At 61.6% G+C, this 20,566-nt stretch carries 16 protein-coding genes; 10 read left to right on the top strand and 6 right to left on the bottom strand.

The genetic code is table 11. The features are described from left to right. Positions 1-145: 145 nt before the first annotated feature. The 5 genes from mddA (at position 146) to K288_RS0111965 (ending at position 4,494) form a co-directional block, all read left to right on the top strand. A complete protein-coding gene (mddA, locus tag K288_RS45305; protein ID WP_051334489.1) occupies positions 146-916 on the top strand; it encodes a methanethiol S-methyltransferase in 771 nt (256 codons plus the stop codon). Between the two features lie 263 nt (positions 917-1,179). Then, positions 1,180-2,091 carry a 5'-methylthioadenosine/S-adenosylhomocysteine nucleosidase gene (locus K288_RS45300; protein ID WP_244443130.1) on the top strand — a complete coding sequence of 304 codons (912 nt, stop codon included), beginning with the start codon at positions 1,180-1,182 and terminating at the stop codon, positions 2,089-2,091. A 133-nt stretch (positions 2,092-2,224) separates the two neighbouring features. Beyond that, complete coding sequence (locus tag K288_RS45295) at positions 2,225-2,662, top strand: cupin domain-containing protein (protein WP_043159676.1); 438 nt, start codon at positions 2,225-2,227, stop codon at positions 2,660-2,662. Between the two features lie 316 nt (positions 2,663-2,978). Beyond that, positions 2,979-3,284: a YdhR family protein gene (locus tag K288_RS0111975; RefSeq protein ID WP_027579774.1), complete on the top strand. Its 306-nt coding sequence runs from the start codon at positions 2,979-2,981 to the stop codon at positions 3,282-3,284. Between the two features lie 475 nt (positions 3,285-3,759). Then, a complete protein-coding gene (locus K288_RS0111965) occupies positions 3,760-4,494 on the top strand; it encodes a response regulator (RefSeq protein WP_027579772.1) in 735 nt (244 codons plus the stop codon). Between the two features lie 39 nt (positions 4,495-4,533). Here K288_RS0111965 and K288_RS0111960 read toward each other — a convergent pair whose 3' ends face one another. Together K288_RS0111960 and K288_RS0111950 are read right to left on the bottom strand one after the other, a co-directional pair. Continuing rightward, on the bottom strand, positions 4,534-6,528 hold the full coding sequence (locus tag K288_RS0111960) for a winged helix-turn-helix domain-containing protein (RefSeq protein ID WP_152535480.1): 1,995 nt from the start codon (positions 6,526-6,528) through the stop codon (positions 4,534-4,536). Positions 6,529-7,110: 582 nt separating this feature from the next. Further along, positions 7,111-7,827 carry an alpha/beta fold hydrolase gene (locus tag K288_RS0111950; protein WP_027579770.1) on the bottom strand — a complete coding sequence of 239 codons (717 nt, stop codon included), beginning with the start codon at positions 7,825-7,827 and terminating at the stop codon, positions 7,111-7,113. Between the two features lie 164 nt (positions 7,828-7,991). Between K288_RS0111950 and K288_RS45290 the strand changes: the two genes are divergently transcribed. Then, entirely contained in the window at positions 7,992-8,759 is a 768-nt protein-coding gene (locus tag K288_RS45290; protein WP_051334487.1) for a helix-turn-helix domain-containing protein, read from the top strand. A 200-nt stretch (positions 8,760-8,959) separates the two neighbouring features. Continuing rightward, positions 8,960-10,822, top strand: coding sequence for an ATP-binding protein (locus K288_RS49530; RefSeq protein ID WP_051334486.1), 1,863 nt, complete (start codon positions 8,960-8,962; stop codon positions 10,820-10,822). 70 nt (positions 10,823-10,892) lie between these two features. Here K288_RS49530 and K288_RS45280 read toward each other — a convergent pair whose 3' ends face one another. Beyond that, positions 10,893-11,663, bottom strand: a complete 771-nt coding sequence (locus K288_RS45280; RefSeq protein ID WP_244443133.1) for a cytochrome c — start codon at positions 11,661-11,663, stop codon at positions 10,893-10,895. 40 nt (positions 11,664-11,703) lie between these two features. Between K288_RS45280 and K288_RS54070 the strand changes: the two genes are divergently transcribed. Continuing rightward, positions 11,704-11,856, top strand: a complete 153-nt coding sequence (locus K288_RS54070) for a hypothetical protein (RefSeq protein ID WP_201449665.1) — start codon at positions 11,704-11,706, stop codon at positions 11,854-11,856. A gap of 157 nt (positions 11,857-12,013) precedes the next feature. Here K288_RS54070 and K288_RS0111930 read toward each other — a convergent pair whose 3' ends face one another. Then, positions 12,014-13,528, bottom strand: a complete 1,515-nt coding sequence (locus tag K288_RS0111930) for an FAD-dependent oxidoreductase (RefSeq protein WP_027579769.1) — start codon at positions 13,526-13,528, stop codon at positions 12,014-12,016. A 587-nt stretch (positions 13,529-14,115) separates the two neighbouring features. On the opposite strand from K288_RS0111930, the gene K288_RS0111925 reads away from it, so the two are divergent. After that, positions 14,116-15,492, top strand: a complete 1,377-nt coding sequence (locus K288_RS0111925; protein ID WP_043159673.1) for an FAD-binding oxidoreductase — start codon at positions 14,116-14,118, stop codon at positions 15,490-15,492. Positions 15,493-15,707: 215 nt separating this feature from the next. Beyond that, complete coding sequence (locus tag K288_RS0111920; RefSeq protein ID WP_027579767.1) at positions 15,708-16,982, top strand: cytochrome P450; 1,275 nt, start codon at positions 15,708-15,710, stop codon at positions 16,980-16,982. On the opposite strand, the gene K288_RS49525 is transcribed toward K288_RS0111920, so the two are convergent. Beyond that, positions 16,942-18,645 (bottom strand): hypothetical protein, encoded by a 1,704-nt coding sequence (locus K288_RS49525; RefSeq protein ID WP_051334484.1) that lies wholly within the window; start codon positions 18,643-18,645, stop codon positions 16,942-16,944. The two genes, K288_RS0111920 and K288_RS49525, sit on opposite strands and share 41 nt — an antisense overlap. Beyond that, positions 18,645-20,153: an AAA family ATPase gene (locus K288_RS49520; RefSeq protein ID WP_244443129.1), complete on the bottom strand. Its 1,509-nt coding sequence runs from the start codon at positions 20,151-20,153 to the stop codon at positions 18,645-18,647. Before K288_RS49520 ends, K288_RS49525 begins: the two co-directional genes overlap by 1 nt. Positions 20,154-20,566: the final 413 nt, after the last annotated feature.

Here is a 20,566-nt window from a genome sequence, read left to right as displayed (position 1 = left end):
CGTCACCGCACCTCTCCATCCTTTGCCGCGCGATGCGAGCAGGTGAAGATGACGAGATACCCGGTCAGAACACTCCTGCTTGCGCTGAATACTCGGTCACGGTGCGAGATGATCGAACATCTCCCCCTCTGAAAAAGGAGCAAAAATGGCCCGAATTGTCTCAATCTGTTTCGGATTGATCGCCTATGCAATCTTCCTGGGCACGTTTCTCTATATGATCGGCTTCGTCTTCGGCGCGGTCGTGCCGAAAGACATCGACTCAGGGCCCGCCACGCCAATGCTCGAGGTGGTGATCATCAATCTGCTGCTGTTGTCGCTTTTCGCTATCCAGCACAGCGTGATGGCCCGGAGGTCATTCAAGCAGTGGTGGACCCGGTTCATCCCAAGCGCAATCGAGCGAAGCGTCTATGTCCTTCTCGCCAGTCTGGCCCTGATCCTGCTGGCTTGGCAATGGCGCCCCATTCCCGCGATAGTCTGGAGTGTTGCGGATCCGACCGCCGCCATGGCCCTGTCGGGGCTCGCACTGTTCGGCTGGTCAATCGTGCTCTTCGCCACCTTCCAGATCAACCACTTTGAGCTGTTCGGTCTGCAACAGGTGTTCGCAGATCCAGCCGCCAGCGCTGTTGGCTCTCGTTTCAAGACTCCATTTTTGTACAGACTGATACGCCATCCACTCTATCTGGGATTCATCATCGCTTTCTGGTCGACGCCAACAATGACGGGTGGGCACTTTCTATTCGCCGCCGTCGCAACAGCCTACATTTTCGTTGGCGCCAGCCTGGAGGAGCGCGATCTGATTGCGGTGTTCGGCGATCAGTATCGGCAATACCGCGAGCGAGTCGCGATGCTGCTGCCCTGGCCTCGCTCCATCAAAGCCGCTCGCTACACAACTGAGCCCAACGCCAGCGACCGCTGAGAACTCCGAGATGTTCGCGACCAAAGCATGGTTTGAGCGCGGCGTCTGCGCGATATTCCGCTGACAGTGAGCGAGCAATAGAGAAACGTACCCCGCGTCGATCGATGTGAGAGTGGCCTGTCGTCACTCTCACATCCCGCCGCCTCCAGACTTGTTCGTAGCCCTTCGTGAAAAAACCCGCATCGAGATCGGATAGCAAGGCATCCCCCAGTCGGTCACGACGGTGGAATGCTTTGCGGTTTGCGCCACTCTTGTTGGCCTCATTGGCCCTCCTGACGGATCGTGCGGCTGCGGCTGAACAGGTGGACCCTACGCCGCGGATCGCCATCATCTCAGCATACAGTCCCGAATGGCTCGCGCTCAAGAATGCCATGAGCGTGACCCGGACGGAGATCATAGCGGATGTGACTTACATCGTGGGTCAACTCGAGGGCAAAGACGTGGTTCTTTTCCTCAGCGGTGTGTCGATGGTCAACGCCGCCATGACCACGCAGGGCGCAATTGATCATTTCAAGATCAGGCGCATCGTTTTCTCCGGCATCGCCGGCGGCATCAACCCCAGCCTTTCAGCAGGGGATGTCGTCGTGGCCGATCGATGGTCGGAATATCTCGAATCCGTCTTTGCCCGGAAAACCGGGGCAGGCTGGTCGGTGCCGAAATGGCTCGGCGCGACGCTGCCGAACTACGGCATGATCTTTCCCTATGCGGTGGAAATAGCTCATCCGGGTCAGGACAAGCCGGAAAAGCGCTTCTGGTTTGACGTCGATCCGAACATGCTGGAGGCCGCACGTTCGATCGCAACGAAAGTCGAGTTGAAAACCTGCCTGAAACGGGATGTCTGCGGTGTCGCGGATCCCCGTGTGGTCATCGGAGGTCCCGGCGTCTCCGGTCCGGCCTTCATCGACAATGCCGAATTCCGCAAGTGGATCTATGATACCTTCAAGGCCAACCTAGTTGACAACGAAAGTGCGTCCGTCGCCCACGTGGCCTATTCGAACCATATCCCCTTCATAGCCTTCCGCGGCTTGTCAGATCTGGCCGGCGGCGGCGCCGGCGAAAACACGGAGAATGAGCTCGAACATCTGGCCTCAGATAACGCCGCCACGGTGGTCAAAGCATTTCTCCGCGCTCTCCCAGAGTCTTCTGAAAACCGCCCCGACGAAGCGAGGAAATAACACAGAACGTGCAGCGGCGCGGCAAGCGTAATTCGATATCGCATGCTTGCCGATCGTTGCGCGCCTTTACATCTGCCGTCAGAACGGCGTTACCACGCGTGGCAAGGCGCGGCATTTTCAGAGGAGGTCCACAATGAGCAACGGTCCCGACAATGCAGAATGGCTGCAAACGCGGCCGGGAGAGCGCTGCCTGATCCGTACGTCGGCCGCGGATACCAACGGCGCTTTTTCGGTTGTCGAAATCATTTCGCAGCCGGGTGACGGCACTCCCGTGCACATTCATCGCAACGAGGATGAGCATTTTATCATCCTGGAAGGCACGGCGCGCTTCCTCTACGGCGACAAGACTTTCGACGTTGCCGCTGGCTCTTCGGTTTCCGCGAGCAAGGATATCCCCCACGCGTGGTGTAACCCGTTTGGTTCACCATTCCGAATGCTGGCGATCGCTTCGCCCGGGGGCTGCGAAGAGGCGCTCCGCGTGATCGCAGAGGGCGGCGATACGGACTTGCTGGCCCTTGCAAAGAGTTTGCAGATCGAGGTTGTCGGCCCGCCGATGCTCGCCGGCCGGTAACGGAGAAGCGGGGGCGCGTCACCCCCGCGAAACTTGTCTCGTCCTCGCAACCGCGCAACGCTCTGGGCGTGACCGGCTGCTCGCGGGCTGCTCCCGTCTTCTTGAACGACCCCTGCCAGTCTGCTGAAGGCTAAACGCGCAGGTGCGGCTCTCGCCAAGCGCACGCGGACGTACCCGCCGTCTCATCTCATTTTTCTCTCATGACTGCATCATGACTTCGGCATCGCCGACCTTTACGCGGAGGTCAGGCCAGCCGTTCCACCGCGCGACGTTGTAACGGCGAGGCCTGCAGGCAGACTGAAGAAAGGAACCGCCGATGCACGTTCAAATCATTACCTACAATCTCGAGAATACAACCGAGCAGGACTATCTCGCGCTTTGTCGCGATTTGGCGCCCACATTCGCCAAAATGCCGGGTCTCGCGACCAAGTACTGGATCGCCGATCCAGCGACTAACACCTATGGCGGCGTTTATATCTGGACCGATCGCGCCGCCATGGAGGCGTACATGGCCGGAGAGGTAGCCGCCGCTGTAATCGCGCATCCGAACTTGACGAACATTACGTCCAAGGATTTCGACATCCTCGATGCGCCCACGCGAGTGACGCGCGGGCTTCCGTGAAGCCATGCCGCACAGCGGGTTTCCAGGAATGGCGACCCTCGTTTTCTGCGCGAGCACGGCAAAGGCAGCTAATCGAGCCGTTCAGATTCCAAGAAGGCTGAACGGCATCCAATCTTCCGAAGCAAATTGAAGCTCGAATGTTCGACAAAGTCGCTCGCATTCGCAAAGAGACCCTGGATCGACGCATAGATGGCCGAAGCCAGCGTCAGTTGAAAAACATGGTCCGGTATGACAAATACGCTGCGATTGATGAGCAAGCAGTGCCACTGACGGTCATAGAGCGGAATGTCCGTTCGTCAGGGCTCATGTTCTCTGCTTGCGGCGCTGCAGTAAATTCCACGGGCTTCGTCTTAGATCGTTTCGTCACTCTCCGAGATCGGAGACTTTGATGGGACAAGAGCACTCCCTGGCGAGGGTCGTGGTGGATGAGCGATTTTCTTCTAACGTCTTCGACGCTTCTCGCGGCGTTCGTGGCATGACCGCAAACTCAATCAAAAAAGATCACATTATCGTTGTCGATGATGACGAAGGGATTCGGTCAATGGTGACCGATTATCTCGTGGAACGAGATCTCTCTGCGAGTGCTGCGTCCAATCGCCGTGAGTTCAATCATCTGTTTGCAAGAACGTACCCCAGCTTGATCCTGCTTGACCTGCGGTTGGGGAACGACGATGGGCTCGATCTCCTGAGGGAGATCCGCTCGTATTCGGACGTTCCGATCATCATCATGACCGGTCATCGGCTCGACGAAATCGATCGCGTTCTGGGCCTCGAGTTCGGCGCGGACGACTATATCGCGAAGCCCTTCAGCCTCAGGGAATTGCTCGCCCGAGTCCATGCGGTGCTGCGGCGCCAGGAGATCGGGCGGACGTCGCGCGCCCGCGATTTCGAGCGTGGCGGATACCGATTCGGCGGTTGTCAGCTTGAACGCCGCAGGCGACGGCTGATCGACCCAAGTGGGAAGCAGGTCTCGCTGAGCAAAGGCGAGTATGCGCTTTTGCTGGCTTTTCTCAAAGCGTCGCAGCGCCCGCTGACACGCGAGCATTTGCTGCAAGCGACCCGCGTTCACGAGGACATCTTCGATCGCAGTATCGATGTCCAGGTCTTGCGGCTGCGCCGAAAATTGAAGGTCGATCCAAACGCGCCGGACATGATCCGGACGGAACGAGGTGTCGGCTACGTCTTTGTGCTGCCGGTGGAACGATATTGAAGCTCCGCGTCGCCGCGGCGCCGGTACCATTCCCTGCACCTAAGCTGACTTTTGCCTGAATCGGTAGCCAACGCCGCTGACAGACTCGATGCACGATGCGCGGTCGCCCAGCTTTTTGCGCAGCAGCCGAACGACGGCATCCACGACATTGCTGCCGCCTTCGTAGTCCCGTCCCCAGATCGTATCGAGGAGCGCATCGCGGTCGATCGCCGTTCCGGGACGCTCGGTCAGCATTTGCATGACGGCGAATTCTCGCCGGGTCAGCGGTACACGGCTCTCGCCCAACACCAGCTCGCGCGCATCGGCATCGAGGAGTTGCTCGTCTTCAATGCCAAGCTCTGTCGCCACCAGACCGGCGAGCCAACCGTCCACCGATTGCGGCCCGAAGTCGAGCATCGCCGTGTGATACGTCTTGCCATCAAGGCTGGTGCCCGCGTCCTCGAGCACACGAAACCCAAGCCCGGCTGCAATCGGCCCATACGTCGCGATGTCGTTGACCGGCAAATAGATGCGACGCAGATGCGGCCGCATCTCCATATACGACCGTTTCATGTCGAGCCAAATGGCGCCTTGTTCCGGCGACGGCGCCTCACCGTTGGCGGCACCCAGCCAGCGAAGGCAGAACAGGACGCGCGCATCGGCCGGAACCGGGTTGCGCCGAAGGTCCGCTTGCCATCCTCGAAGGACCGGATCAGCCTCGGTGCTCGCAACATCGAGATCGCTCGACGCCTCGAATAGCACATAGAAGCCGGCGAGCGCCCCGTGTTGATCGCGCACGACGCGAAAGGCCTGCGGCGCACGCCGCCACCATCCGAGCAGCCAGGCTGCGGCCTCATCGCCCTCGTGGCGAGCCACGATGGCTTCGATGGCGGGGCAGTCAGCCGGACTGGCTGTTTCCACCGCGAGAAGGTTCGCATTTGGCGGGAAGAACGCGTTACGCGTCACAGGATTTTCGATGATGTAGAGCATGTCGGCGGTATACCGCCACATCTCCGATGCCCCGGCGTTGCGAAACTCGGTACGCAACTGCCGGAAGGCCGCACGACGATGCTCTCGGTACGTGGTCGGGTCCGCCGCTTTCAGGGCGGCAGCAATCGTCTGCTGCATGGTGTCGTGCACATGCAGCCCCTCGCGGCTGATCGTTACGAAAGGAAGAGCGCGCAGCCGCTCATACGCATCTTGCGGCGAGGCGTCCGGCAGCATTGCGCTCAGCAAGGACAGCGTTGTGCGCCGCACGACCGATGCTGCATTGAGCACCCGCCGCGTGAACGCGTCGCCGATCTCCGCGACGTAGAGCCGCGTCAGCTCCTCCACGACGCGCGGCAACACCGCCGACTCAAGGTCGACCGTGCGGCGTCCTCCGGCGACTGCCAGCTTCAGAGCCAACGGATGGCCGCGCGTCAAGCGCATGATTTGCTGCGCATCGGCGGCGGAAGCCTGAGACCGCTCGAGCAGATCGAGGGCGGCGCGATCACCTAACGTGTCGAGCGCAAGCGTGAGAATAAGGTCGTGCCAACCCGGCGCAGTCAACCAGCCGGTCATCATGGGATCGCGTCCGCAGAGCACGATTCGTACGTTGGCGCTCAAGGAGGGAACGAACAGCTGTCGCAACCAGGAGTCCATCAACCGGAAACGTTCGTAGGTATCGAGCATGAGAACGACACGCCGTGCAAATCGCCCGAGGGCATGCGCGGCGTCATCCGGGCTTCGAAGATCAGCGCCGACCGCGGCGCTCAGCTCGCTCAGGAAGCCCCGCTCAGTCGGCTCAATCGCACGGCAATCGAGGCTGATGACTGTCGCGCCAAGCTGCTCTGCGCGCGCCGCGAAGGCCGAAAGCAATGTTGACTTACCGATGCCCCCAATCCCGTGGACTCGGGCAATCACGGGTCCGCCATCGGCCAGGAGACGCTCCAGCAGCTTCAGTTCGTTCTCGCGACCGATACAATCGGTCGAGACGTTTGTCGCAACGATGTCACCGATTCGGAGGTTCATAAAAGCCAAGTCCGCCGTTGGGCGCGCCGAGCCGGCGAGCACTCAGTCGATCCTCATCTGTGTTGCTCTTAAGCGAAAGGTTCGGGCGAAGCACACTTTGCGGCCGCGGCACCAAAACATTGGCAGCGATGGCTGCTCGCCGACAACACAATATAAGGTTGATTCCTGTCGGTTCAATATGGCGGTTTTTCGCCGCGCCTCCAACACCCGCAGCCGAATGCGTTGCACTTGTAGCCGAACGGCCCGGGTCCGTAGTCAAGATGTAGCGTCTCGCCGTCCAACCTCCTCGCCCAGGATTCGCATCCGAACGAGGAGCAGCATGCCCGGTCCAAAGAAGGCGTGGAGGAAGCCGGTGATCGACACAGTCGCCACGCTAAATGATTACTTCTCCGGCGAAATCATATGCCCGGCGGCACCAAGTACGACGCGGCGCCACCGGCCCGGGATGCAACCATCGACGGCTATCCCGGTCCGATCGCACACTGTAACAGCTCTGCTACGGGTAAGGTCAGGACGTCGCCACGCTCGGCCCGAATGACAAGGGGCGTGCTGGCATCGGCCTCGAGCTCGCGCCGCAGCACTTGAACGTCAATGCTGCGGTCGAGGATATCTTCATGCATGTGGTCATGATGACTCTGCCGCGGTCCGCTGCAGCAGCAGGGCCGTCAGCTCGTTTGGCATGTCGAGCATCACATCATGTCCGCACGCAAGCTCCGCCTTCCACCAGCGGCGCTCTCCTGCCCGGGCGTAAAACTGCCTGAACGGATGATAGTCAAAGTCACCCGCCAGAATGTATCCGATGTTTGGGACGCCATCGCAGGCGCCGCTGATCCGCGCCGGCGCTTCAAAGGTGGACAACGGATGCATCGTGCACTTTCGGTCCACCCAGGTGGTATCTGCCGCGTTGACCGCGAAGAACGATGCCGGGGGCGCTGGAACCTTCCAGCCTTCGCCGCTCGCCGCAGCGAGTTCCCGAAAGCCCTGGCCGTTGTCGGGCAGGTAGTCGAAAAGAGCCTTGCCGTTCTCAGGCACGAAGGCATCGAGATAGACGAGCGAGCGAATCCGTTCCGGTATCCGGTCGGCGACGTGGCCCGCGACGACTCCGCCGTAGGAGTGTCCGACCAGGACGATTTCGCGCAGGTCTTCCCAAGTGATGAGGTTGACGACGTCAGCGATGTGGGTGTCGAGGCTGACATCGCGGCTCAAGAGATGCGAGCGTTCTCCGATGCCCGTCAGCGTCGGCGTGAACACCCGGTGCCCTTCGGAGGCTAGCAGGTCGCGTACGCGGGTCCAGCACCAACTGCCATGCCAGGCTCCGTGGATCAGGACGAAAGTTGTCATTGTGGTGCACTCCTTGCGATGTCGGCGCCGCGACACGAGGCGGCTTGCAGGTGAAAGAAACTCCGCAAATAGCGGTGACGTGCTGACATGTGGAGAAGGCGCCTGGTTCCACCAGTCTGTTTTTCGTACTTGCCGTTAGACCCGCCGGTCACTACATCGCGAGCATGTCAGCCGATTATGGTCAGTTCTGTCCGGTCGCGAAGGCATCGGAGATTTTCGCCGCCCGCTGGACTCCGCTCATCGTGCGCGAACTGATGGCTGGCCCGCTCTCCTTCAACGACATCCATCGCGGCGTGCCGTTGATTTCCCGGGCCGTCCTCGTCGCCCGGCTGCGTGAGCTGGAGGACCACGGTGTCATCGAGCGCCGGCCGCGCGCCGACGCGGTGGGTCATGAGTACGGACTGACGCCCGCCGGCGAGGACCTGCGTCCGGTGGTGGAAGCGCTGGGGCAGTGGGGAATGACTCACACCCGTGACCGGATCAAACGTTCCGATCTTGATCCTGCCCTGCTGATATGGGGATTGCGCCGGCGTGTTGATCTGAGCGCGTTGCCGGATCGCCGCGTTGTCCTGCGTTTCGAATTCTCTGGCGTGCCGGCGAGCCGTACGAAATTCCGGATCATGTGGCTGATCCTCGGACGATCGGGTGTCGATGTCTGCATGAAGGACCCGGGATTTGCCGTCGATCTTACGCTTCGCGGCAATATCCGCGATTACGTCGAGGTCTATCTTGGTCATAGGAAGTGGTGCGACGCCGCCGGCACGGCACTGCACGTCGATGGCGATCGGCGGATTGCAAGAGCGCTGCCCGTCTGGCTTCGATTTGAAACGGTCAGCGGTCGAAATGCTCCACCGTCCAAGCCCCGCTTAATGCGCGCCGGACTCGGAAAAAATTCGTCAAACGATAGGGCGCACGCCGCGTCGAGGGCGTAGCGCAGCGTTCGTCGAGGCCGGCATAAGGTTGCGGTCGGATGAGCCGGCTTGGCGATTTTGAGACAGCCAGGGGGCGAGAAACCGACCTTTGGATCTGCTGAGGGCGTGATCCCTCGTATCTTCGCTTGCGGAGCTACTTGAGGTTTGGGCCTCGTTCGGCCTACAGTCAGCACTCAAGACAGCTTTCGGTCCAATCCACCATGGGTTGGACCTCGCGTCTGTTGCAGGAATACGTTTCGGAGTCTGTGCTTGGATGGCGATGGGGCAAGGATCGCCTGGTGCTTCAGAACCCGCGAACAAAGGCCCGGCATGAGGGGTCGACCGGTCTCGATCTGACGCGGTGGGTGCACGCGATCGCGCTCACTATCGCGATCGGCGTCGTCTATTTCGTAGCGGCGCGGCTGAGCCTTGCACTGCTGACCAAACCCGAGGGCGTAGCTGTTTTCTGGCCCGCCGCAGGCGTGTCGGCCGGGGCCCTCATCGCTCTCGGTTTCCAGGCGCGATGGCCGGTCATTTTCGGCACGATGGCCGCCACCATTCTGGCGAATCTGCTTGGCGATCGAAATGTCCCGGGCGCCTTTCTGTTCGGCCTGTGCAATGCCGGCGAGGCGGCGCTCACGGCATGGCTCATCGAGCGTTGCTTTGGTCCCGACTTCACCTTGAGCAAGGTGCGCAACATGGCGGGACTGGTCGCGGCAGCCATGATAGGGACAGCCGTGTCCGGCGTTGGCGGCGCGATCGTATTCAGATTTTTCCACAGCTCGACGACGCCGATATGGACGACCTGGCAGCACTGGTTTGCGTCCGATGGACTGGGGATCATGGCGGTTACGCCGTTGGTGATCGAGCTCGCTTCGGCGGCCCGCGACCGGCCGCCGCTCGGCGAACTGATCGAGGGCGCCTTGACGGTTGCGGCGCTTGCACTCGTGAGCGCACTCGCCATTTTCCTGCGGTCGGACCTGCTGGCGAATGTTGGGCCGGTTGCCGTCTTGTTCGCCCCGATGTTGTGGCTTGCGGCGCGGTGCCGGCCGGTTTTTGCCGCCGCGGCGGCCTTCATTGTCAGTCTTTCGATTGTTTGGACGACCACCTTTGGCATCGGCTATTTTGGCAATCCTGCGCTTTCGTTGGACGAGCGTGTTCTGGCAGCGCAGGTCAGCATTCTGCTTGTGACCGTCGGCGCGTCATTTCTGGCTGCGTTATTTGCCGAAATCCGGGAGAAGAGGAAGATCGCCGAAGCCGCGCTGCACGCAAGCGAAGCTGAGCGTTATCTCATTGAGACTGAAAGACTTGCCGCACTCGGGCGCCTCGTTGCGGGCGTCGCTCACGAACTCAACGGTCCCATCGGCATCAGCCTGACCATTGCTTCTACTCTGGCGCAACGTTGCGCCAGGTTCGGACATCAAATCCTCTCAGGCCCCGTGCGCCGGTCCCTGCTTGCGGATTTCGCCGACACCAACCGCGACGCCGCCAATCAGTTGGTGTCGAATCTCGAACGCGCCGGGGAGCTGATTCAAGCGTTCAAACAGGTTGCCGTCGATCGCAGCCAAGCCGATCGCCGCAAGTTTGATCTGAGAGTTGCGACCGAGCAGATCGTCGCCAGCGTGGTGCCGGGCCTGCCCAAGCCGCGCAGGTCCTTGGCGATCGACATCCCCTCCGACATCATCCTGGACAGCTACCCCGGCGCTTACGGACAGGTGCTGACCAACCTGATCTTCAATGCCGTTAACCACGGCTTTGCCGACGGGCCCGGGGGAAATATGCTGATCGAGGCAACGCGCCTCGCCGTCGGTCAGGTTGAGATCGTTTTCTCCGACGACGGATGCGGCATTCCGGAGGAAATTCAGCGTCATGTGTTCGATCCGTTCTTCACCACGCGACGGGCGAACGGCGGCACCGGGCTCGGCCTCTATATCGTCCACAATCTCGTGACCGAGCAGCTCGGCGGACGGATCACGCTCATCTCCGCTCCCGGAAAAGGCACTTCCGTCTGCATGACATTTCCCCTGGTCGCGCCTAGCCATGCTGCCGGGCCGACCAGCGTTGTCCAACGCGTCCAGACATGATCGATCGTGCTGATCACCCAAGGTTTTGCGGCGCACGGAGATTGAAGAGCGGCTACTGCCTGCGATTTACCTAAGGTTTGCCGCTTCCGCGCTCCGTTGCCTGGTTCTTCCTGCCCGCCATGTGCTTCAGATACGCCACGATCAGCTCGATTTCCTCATCGCTCAGGTCTTCTTTGGAAAGGCTCGGCATCCGCTGCTCCGGCCAAACCCGAACTGAGCGCGTATCTCGGATCAGCGCGCGCAGGCCGGCGTCGGTGAAGTACTCCGTCGGGTTCATCGGCAAATTCAGATCGGGGCCGGCCGTCGCTGGTCCCGCATTGTTCAACGTATGGCATGTGAGGCATTTGTTCACGAAAACGATCTGGCCCTCTCGCACCGGATCGAGCGCGGGGAGCGTGGGATCGACCGCGAGTGAGGGCCATCGCCTGGCCGGTGCGTCCTGCACCGACAAACTTACGACCTGGTAGGGCCAATTCATGATTGGGACGGATGGCGCTTCATGGCCGACCCACACGATATAGAAGGGGCCCGCGCTCTTCGCCTTACCTGGAATTGGCGGCCACGGTTGGTCGGCGGCTTCGATTGCCAGGTACCCGACGATGCCGTCGCCAGCATAGATCAGATCGCGAGGGAGTTGGGTCACGAAGCCGTCCTGCGCTGCCGCTTCCACCACGGCGCCGGCTGGAACGGCGGCTCCTTCGAATAACTTCGCGAGCGCCACGGCGCGATACGTCCGAGGGTTACGATATGCGACGTCACGCGACGTGGTGATCTCGACGACATCTGGACGCGCAAGCAGGGCGTCCCGATCGAAGACCTGAACGTTGCCACCGGCCGACACCGTCAACGTCGGACCGGCCGCCCAGGCCGAGGTTGGCCCTATGAAGGCGACCAGCGAGAAAGCCGTCACGAAAGCAAGCCTGATTATCGTTGTCGGCATATCCGAAGCATCCCTAGAGCGTTTTGGAGCGGAGTGGACACCGGTTCGCGTGAAGAAAACGCGTCAAAACAAGAATCTAGAGCTTCGGTTCTGATTCAATCAGAACCGAAAACGCTCCAGAACGCGGCGATGGTAGGCGCACAAAGCGACTATCCCAGATTACCGCCTATCTCAACGTGGCAACGGCTCAATCGCTGCTCGGTTCAGCGCCAATTCGAGACCTGAGCATAGCCGCTTTGACGAGCAGGACCTCAGCTTGCAAGTACGCGCGTCATCGTGCCTACCGCGGCCTCCGCAGTCTCCAGCGCGCCCTCCACCCATCCCTGCTTGGTCGACCAGCTCTCGCCGACGATGTGCAGTGCCGTTCCGGGCACCGGCGCCGCGATCTTCTCCATGACCTCCCAGCTCTTCACGCCCTGATTCCAGGTGTGCCAGGCGCCACCGTAGGGATCGTCTTCCCAGTTCATGAAGCCGACCGACAGCGGTGCTGGCATCGGCTGGTCGAGCCCGTGCACGACACCGATCTGGCGACGGGCTTCTGTCGCCACGGGGCCATCAGGATCGAGCATGGTGAATCCGTTGCCGCCTGGCTGTTCCAGGCGCCGCAGGCCAGCCCAGTAATCGAGCTGCGGACGATCGAAATAGCCCATGGTCAGGTGGCCTGTCGCGCCTGCCGGCCGGTCGGGCTCGGTGCCGAAATAATAGATCTGCCGGATCGGCAGGTCGGTCGTCGCGCGTCCGCTGGTCAGACCAAGCGGACGCCACCAGGGCTGCTCATGGGCGAGGAACAGCTTGCCGAGCGGCCGCGGCGTCACAGTCGCGAGCAGAGCCGTGATGCGTGGTTCTTTCAACGCAGCGCAGTCGTCGATGATCTCGATTGCCCGGCGCGGCAGCGCAAGCACGACACGGCGCGCACGAACGGCGCGCGGTCCGTCAGGCGTCATGAAGACGAGTTCGTGCAGGCCATCGCCTGTCTGGGCCGGACCGCGCAGCGATACCAGCCTGTGCTGATGATGAATGGCGCTGCCTTCGCGTGCGACGGCGGCCGCAAGCGCGTTCGGCAAGGCCTGCATGCCGTCCACCAGGGTTTTCTCGGTCGGGCTGCTGGTATACTCGGCCACCAGCGACAATGCGTCGGCGGCATTCCAGTTGCTCACGACTGCACTGTAGCCAATCCCCATCTCGATGAATTGCAGCGCCTCATCCGACAGGAAACGGCCAAGCAGATTGCAGAAGCCCCAGTCGATCAATGGAAAGCCGTCGAGCATGAGCGACTCTTTCATCTTCACCCACTCATCGGGCGACAGGTGCTTCATGGAAGGCATCACCCGTTGGACGGCTTTGACGATCAATTCGAACGGATCGAGATAGAGCTCGTCCGGCCGCAGCCCGTAGGGGAGGGGGTGCTTCTTTGCGATGTCGCCGGCACGCCACTGCTTGGCCCGGGAATAGAAAATGCTCTCCGAGTTGCCCGTGGTGAACTCGCGAATCCCGAGACCGAACTTTGCCGCGAGCGAGGTGATGAGCGCGTGACTGGAAAGAAAGCGCATCCCGCCGAATTCTGCGGCGATGCCGGTGGTCCCCGGCATGGTCACGCTGAGCAGGCGGCCGCCGACGTGCGCGGACGCCTCGAACACCGCAATGCTGCCGGGAGGCTGGCCGCAACCGAGCAGACGCCACGCGGTGTAGAGGCCGCCAACGCCGGCGCCCACGATCGCTGTGTGCAAGATGTCACCGGTGGATCGATATCGATCGTTGCCGCTCATTGGGATCATTCCTGTCAAATCGAACGAATACGACGCTGCGCGCGGCTCCGATCAAGGAGCGGGGGAGCGATCAAGCTCGCCCCAACTGTTCCTATGCCACTACGATAATATTTCCACGCATCCGAATTCAGCTACTGACGAAACACCGCATTGTCATATGTTGTGACCAGGCCACAACATGCGGCCGACCAGGTTCGGGGAAGACAGTCTGGTCCCGCGTGAGCCCCAGACCGGACCTGACAAGGCAGATTTTCGTTGGTACCTCCTGGGGTAAAAAGCGGCGATCAAGGCAAGCGCCGGGTCATGTCGGGCTTACCTCCAACAGCCGATATGGGATATGGTGAGAGCTGAAGCGCGGGTCAGCTCATGCCAGACTTGGAAGTGCCTTTGGTGAAGCGGGGAAATGACAACCGTAGCCCGTTCACCCAACGCTGACATAATATTGTAGCTGGAGAGCGGCCATTTCGGCCGTAGACGTTTGCAATTCGCGATCGCGAACACCAGGAAAAGCGACGTCAGGTGAATTCTTTGCGTTTGTTCAATATTGCCTGGCGCGGACAATTTTGGTTGACACGAAGGAGAGCGCCATGACGGCAGATCAATCTGTTGCCGCTGCTGCGGCCAAGCTAGGCAAAACCTTCACGGGGCAACTCCTCAAGCCCGCAGATGCTGGCTACGAGGAGGCAAGGAGGGTGCACAACGGGCTGGTGGACAAACGTCCGGCGTTGATCGCGCAATGCCATAATCCGACAGACGTGATCGAGGCGGTCAAGCTTACGCAAGAGCTGGGTCTCGAAGTGGCGGTTCGCGGAGGCGGCCACAATGTGGCAGGACGCGCGACGACCGATGGCGGCGTTATGATCGACTTGGCGCCGATGAAAGCGGTTGAGGTCGATCTCAAGAACCGAACGGTCCGCGCGCAGGGCGGAGCTACCTGGGCCGAGCTCAATCGGGAGACGCAAAAGCACGGCCTCGCAGTGACGGGCGGCGTTGTCTCGAGCACGGGGGTCGCCGGGCTCACCCTCGGGGGTGGTTTGGGCTGGTTGATGGGCAAGTATGGGCTCGCCCTCGACAATCTTCGCTCCGTCGAACTCGTCGACGCCGAGGGCAAAGCCATGCGGACGAGCGGGGACGAAGAACCCGACCTGTTTTGGGCCGTGCGCGGAGGAGGCGGCAATTTCGGCGTGGCAACATCATTGGAATATCAGCTGTATCCGATAGGCCCGACTGTCACGGGCGGCTTGCTCGCGCACCCGTATGACCGCGCCCGCGATGTGCTGAGATTTTTCCGCGAGAGCACTGCGTCGCTGCCTGATGAACAGACATTATTCGCCGCCCTCGCTCATGCGCCCGATGGCTCCGGCGTCAAGCTGGGGGCGATGGTGACGAGTCACTGTGGTTCACTCGCCGCCGGCGAAAAGGCGGTATCGCCGCTCAAGCAGTTCGGATCTCCAATACTGGATGCGGTTGGTCAGATGACCTACTGCGACCTCAACGGCATGCTCGATGGCGGCTTTCCAAAGGGGGCATTCAATTACTGGAAATCGACCTTCCTGAAACAGTTGAGCGATGATGCAATCGACACCATGATCGAGTGTTTCGCGCGCTGTCCGAGTCCGATGGGGCAGCTTCTGCTCGAACATATCCACGGTGCCGTTGCGCGGGTTGGCGTCCAGGATACGGCCTTCCCGCATCGAGCGATCGGCTACAACTTCATCGTATTGTCCCAATGGATGGAGCCGGCAATCACCGATCAGTGCATTGCGTGGGCGCGTGAGACATATACGGCGATGGAGCCCTTTGCGGCCGCTGGCCGATATGTGAATTACCTCGGCGACGATGAACCCGGCGATGCGGTTTCAGCTGCCTATGGGCCAAACTACCGGCGTCTTCAGGAACTGAAGACAAAGTACGATCCGAAAAACTTCTTCCGGATGAACCAGAACATTCGGCCGTTGGGCTGAAGCCTGGCCCTGAAGCGACGAAGCGCCACGTTTGCAAATGCGCCTGGCCCGAAGGGCCGGGCGGACTGGCGGACCGGTTCAATACGTCCAATACGACAACGGATGTTTCAGTCGTAACCGAATTCCGACGCGTCGTAACACTTTGGTAGTTGCGGACAGGAAGAGCTGGGGCGACCTTAATCCCCTGCCTGACAGACGTGCTGGAACGATCAACGATGAACATCCAAACTCCGGCCAACATCGACAAGGCCGAACGGCTGCTGCGCGCCCGCGAGCAGGCCTATTCGACGCCGCTGAAAGATTTTCACCCCGGTGCGCCGCGGCTGTTCCAGGACGACACGTGGCAGCCATGGTTCGAGCGGCTGCGCGAGGAAGAGCCGGTGCACTACTGCACCAACGCGCCGATCGAGCCCTATTGGTCGGTGGTGAAATACAACGACATCATGCATGTCGAGACCAATCACGGCATCTTCTCCTCAGACGCCGCGCTCGGGGGCGTCTCGATCCGCGACGCGGCCCCCGGCTATGACTGGCCGAGCTTCATCACGATGGACCAGCCGAAGCACGCCGACCAGCGCAGGACGGTGGCGCCGATGTTCACGCCGACGCACCTGAACGAACTGGCGAACTTGATCCGCGAGCGCTCGGCGAAAGTGCTGGACAATCTGCCGCGCAATGAGACCTTCAATTTCGTCGAACGCGTCTCAATCGAATTGACCACTCAGATGCTGGCGACGCTGTTCGACTTCCCCTGGGAGGAGCGGCGCAAGCTGGCACGCTGGTCGGATGTCGTGACCGCGCTGGCCAAGAGCGGCGTCGTCGAATCGCCGGAGCAGCGGCGCAGGGAGATGGACGAATGCTATGCCTACATGTCCAGGCTCTGGAACGAGCGCGTCAATGCCGAGCCGCGCAACGATCTGTTGTCGATGATGGCGCATAGCGATGCCACGCGCTACATGGATCCCGACAATCTGATGGGCAACATCATGCTGCTCATCGTCGGCGGCAACGACACCACCCGCAACACCATGACCGGTTCGGTGCTGGCGCTGAACGAGAACCCGGAGCAGTACAAGAAGCTCAGGGAAAACCCTGAATTGATCGAATCCATGGTGCCGGAAGTGATCCGCTGGCAGACGCCGGTCGCCCATATGCGGCGCACCGCATTGGTCGATACCGAGCTCGGCGGCAAGACGTTCAGAAAGGGCGACCGCGTCGTGATGTGGTACGTCTCCGGCAACCGCGACGAGGACGTGATCGACCGTCCCAACGAGTTCATCATCGACCGGCCGCGGCCGCGCACGCATTTGTCGTTCGGCTTCGGTATCCACCGTTGCGTCGGCATGCGGCTCGCCGAGCTGCAATTGAAGATCATCTGGGAGGAGATGCTGAAGCGCTTCGAGCGTATCGAGGTGGTTGGCGAGCCCAAGCGGACCTATTCGAGCTTCATCAAGGGCTACGTGTCGCTGCCCGTGCGGATCGCGGCGTAGCGCCGCCTCTCCCCAGTTCTTCCAGCAGCGCCTTGCCGTTCCTCACGTCGGACGTGTCGAAGCCCTCGCTGAACCAGCCATAGACCGGCGCGAGGAGACCGCATGCTGCTTCGCGCTTGCCCTGGTCGCGCCAGAGCCGGGCGAGGCTGACGGCAGAGCGAAGTTCCCAGAGTTTCGCCTCCTGCTGACGCGCGATCGCGATAGCGTGGCGAAACTCGGACTCGGCTTCGGCCTCGGCGCCCGACCGCGCCGTCAGCAGCAGCTCGCCTCGGCGCCGATGCAGTTCGGCCTCGAACCACCGCACCCCCGATTTCTCGGTCAGAGCCAAGGCGTCGGATAGCTGGCTGAGCCCGTTTTCGAACCGCGCTGTTTTGGCGTATGCTGTCGCGAGCTGGGCGAGATAGAACGGAAGAATCCATGCTGCGCCGGATGCCTGGAATCCCTCGATGCCACGCCGCAACAAGTCCATCCCCGCCTCGATGTCGTCAGCCTCGACCAGCGTCCAGCCGCGATATGTCGTGCCCATCGCGAGAAAGAAGGCAAAGCGCTGCTCGGTGGTAAGCGCGATGAGTTCCTCCGCCCGCCGGCCAACCGTCAGCGGATCCTCAAGCACGAAGTGCAACCGGCAGGCGACGCTCAGCGCGAATGCGAGGCTGATCGGGTGCGACAACTCGCGCGCCTCCGCCAGGGCGTTATCGCTCTGCACACGCGCCTGATCGGCGAAGCCGAGAAGCCCGAGCGTCAGCGACAGGAAGGACAGCATCGCTACGCGACCGTTTTCTGCGAACAGTGCCGTCAGAGAGCGCTGCTGCGCTGGATCGTACAGGGCGAGCCCGCGCTCGAGATGGGCGCGCGCCAGCGCCAATTGCCCGCGGTGAAGCCAGCTGTCGCCGACCGCCCGATGACCTGCGACCAGAATGGCCGCATCGCTCTGTCGTCCGGCCAGGCCGAGCAGTTCCTCGGCGATGGGGTGCGATCGGTCGGGTTCACCACGCACGTGATAATGCACGAACTCGCCCCAGAGGGCCTTAAGCAAGTTTGGCGAGTCGTTTTGCAATTCGCTGAGATGCCGCGCCCGCGCGTACGCCTTTCCGGTCTCTTCGTCCGCATGGCCCTTTGCGGCGATCAGTGCGCCGCCGAGCGCGAGTTGAAGTTCAATTTCGGTGCGCTGGCGCCCTGGCGTATCCGGCAGATGGGATAGCATATCGAGCGCCTTCCGCATCTGCCTGATTGCTTCTGTCATCGCCGAGCGAGCCTTCGACCGCTCACCAGCCTGCTGCCAATAGTAAACTGCTTTCTCGATCAGACCCGCATGCCCGCAATGGTGGGCGAGGATCTCCGGTTGCTCCTGGCCGCCCGTAGCGAGCCTCTCTTCGAGCAGGAGAGCGATCCGCGCGTGCAGCTCGCGGCGCTGGCTACGCAACAGTGTTCCGTACGCCGCGTCCTGCACCAACGCGTGTTTGAACAAGAAACTGGCATCGGTGACTTCACCACGCCCAAACACCAGCCCTGCGCTGATCAGCCGGTCGAGCGCCACACGCAGCTCGCTGTCGGACCGCCGCGCGACGGCGGCGAGCAGATCGTAGGAGAACTCGCGACCGATGGCAGCGCCGACTTGCGCCACTTCCTTGGCCATCGGCCCGATTCGATCGAGCCGCGCCATCAATGAAGCGTGCAATGTGGCCGGCACTGCAAGTCCGGCAGTGGCGCAGCGGAAACGGCTTGTGCGATTCCCTCAGGGCTCGCTTCGAGCACGGCCTTGGTCAACTCCTCAACGAACAGCGGCACGCCGTCGGTTCGTTCGACAATCTCATCGACGATTTCGGTCGACAGCATCCGCGCGCCAGCCACGCTCCGGATCAGCGCGGCGCCCGCGCTCTGGTCGAGGCGGTTCAGCATCATGAATGTGACGTGGGTCTTGCCGGTCCAGACCGACTGGAACTCGGGGCGGTAGGTGACGAGCACCAGGACTGGCAGGCTTTCTACGCGATCGACCGTCCGGTCGAGCAACTCGCGCGAGCTCGGATCAATCCATTGCACGTCCTCGAAGATGACGATGATGGGATGTCTTCGCGCCAAACCTTCAAGCTGTCGAACCAGGGTGTCGAAGCTTCTCTCCTTCTTTTGCTGCGGCGAAAGGGTAATCGGCGGGCAGTGATCGTCCGTCGGGATCGACAGGAACTCGGCCAGGATTGCCACGTCCTCGTCGGAGGGGGATGCCGGTGATAGCAGCGCTCGGAGCTTGTCGAGCTTGGCCCGCGGTGTGTCGTCACGCTCGAAACCGGCGGCTCGTTGGAGCTGTGCGGTGAAGGGATAGAGGGCACTTTCCTGATGATGCGGCGAGCAGAAATAGCGCAAGCAGGTGTGCGGCTCGCCTTCGATGCACTCCTGGAGAGCCGCGACGAGGCGCGACTTGCCGATCCCGGCCTCGCCGCCGAGCAACACGACTTGACCGGCACCTGTTCGCGCGCGCCTCCAGCCCCGCTCCAGCCGCGCCAGTTCCTCCTCGCGTCCGACGAGCGGGGTGAGGACCGCAGGGTGCAGCGCCTCGAAGCGGCTTGCTGCAGTACCCTCACACAGCACCCGCCAAGCGCGCACCGGTGCGGCAAAACCCTTCAACGTTACCGCGCCGAGATCCTCGTAGTCGAAAAGCCCGCCGATGAGTCGCCGCGTGTCCTCAGCGATCACCACCCCATCAGGCTCGGCGAGCGCTTGCAATCGGGCGGCCAGGTTCGGCGTCTCGCCAAGCACCGCCAGAGGCTCCGCGGCCTCGCTGCCGATAAGGTCGCCTACGACGACGAGACCAGTCGCGAGCCCAAGGCGCACCCGCTGCTCGACCTTCCGCGGGGCGCCCGGCGCGTGGTTCGTGGCGGCAATCTCAAGCGCCGCGCGCACCGCGCTTTCGGCATCATCCTCATGCGCCGACGGATGGCCGAACAAAATCAGCATGCCATCGCCGATGTAGCGGCTAACGGCGCCACCGTATTTGCGGACGATCGCCGCCACGCTGTCGCGGTACTCCGCGATTATCTCCCGTAGATCTTCCGGATCGAGCATGGTCGCCAGCGCCGTCGAGCCGACGAGATCGCAGAACATCACTGTCAGCTGGCGGCGCTCGGCGGAAGAAGCTGGTGCGGGTGACAAGGTCGAGCGCTTCGGAACGCGTGCCACGGTGTGCGTCGATGCGCCAGCGGCTGGCGTCGTTCGCACCGCTCCCGTCGTCGTGAGTGCGGCACCGCAATCGCCGCAGAAATTCTTGCCCGACGGATTGTCGGCGCCGCACGCGGGGCAGCGGAAGGATAGCGGCGCGCCGCAAGCGCCGCAGACCCTCTTACTCTCTGAATTGACGCTGCCGCAGCTCGGACAATCCATGCCGCTCCCCCTTCTAGGGGCTAGTATTCAGAAGCATGTTCTTTGAAGGTGTCTGCCGATATGGCAATCTTGGTGACATTCATAGCGCCGCTCCCTTTGGTAGTCCGCACCAGGCAAATGTGGCTACGGCAATCGGAAACGTAAGGCGCGCAAGAAGCCCGCTCTCGCTGAGTAAGCGTATGTCCTGACTGGATCGAAGAGGTTCAATCGAG

The sequence above is a fragment of the Bradyrhizobium sp. Ai1a-2 genome (assembly GCF_000426245.1).
Classification (GTDB): domain Bacteria; phylum Pseudomonadota; class Alphaproteobacteria; order Rhizobiales; family Xanthobacteraceae; genus Bradyrhizobium.
This window is presented reverse-complemented; position numbering and strand designations above follow the sequence as displayed.

Coding starts and splice junctions, on each gene's coding strand:
- K288_RS0111925 (WP_043159673.1), top strand. CDS start 14,116: ATGACGGCAGATCAATCTGTTGCCGCTGCTGCGGCCAAGCTAGGCAAA.
- K288_RS45295 (WP_043159676.1), top strand. CDS start 2,225: ATGAGCAACGGTCCCGACAATGCAGAATGGCTGCAAACGCGGCCGGGA.
- K288_RS0111930 (WP_027579769.1), bottom strand. CDS start 13,528: ATGAGCGGCAACGATCGATATCGATCCACCGGTGACATCTTGCACACA.
- K288_RS49530 (WP_051334486.1), top strand. CDS start 8,960: ATGGGTTGGACCTCGCGTCTGTTGCAGGAATACGTTTCGGAGTCTGTG.
- K288_RS0111950 (WP_027579770.1), bottom strand. CDS start 7,827: ATGACAACTTTCGTCCTGATCCACGGAGCCTGGCATGGCAGTTGGTGC.
- mddA (WP_051334489.1), top strand. CDS start 146: ATGGCCCGAATTGTCTCAATCTGTTTCGGATTGATCGCCTATGCAATC.
- K288_RS0111920 (WP_027579767.1), top strand. CDS start 15,708: ATGAACATCCAAACTCCGGCCAACATCGACAAGGCCGAACGGCTGCTG.
- K288_RS0111975 (WP_027579774.1), top strand. CDS start 2,979: ATGCACGTTCAAATCATTACCTACAATCTCGAGAATACAACCGAGCAG.
- K288_RS54070 (WP_201449665.1), top strand. CDS start 11,704: ATGAAGGCGACCAGCGAGAAAGCCGTCACGAAAGCAAGCCTGATTATC.
- K288_RS49525 (WP_051334484.1), bottom strand. CDS start 18,645: ATGGCGCGGCTCGATCGAATCGGGCCGATGGCCAAGGAAGTGGCGCAA.
- K288_RS45290 (WP_051334487.1), top strand. CDS start 7,992: ATGTCAGCCGATTATGGTCAGTTCTGTCCGGTCGCGAAGGCATCGGAG.
- K288_RS0111965 (WP_027579772.1), top strand. CDS start 3,760: ATGACCGCAAACTCAATCAAAAAAGATCACATTATCGTTGTCGATGAT.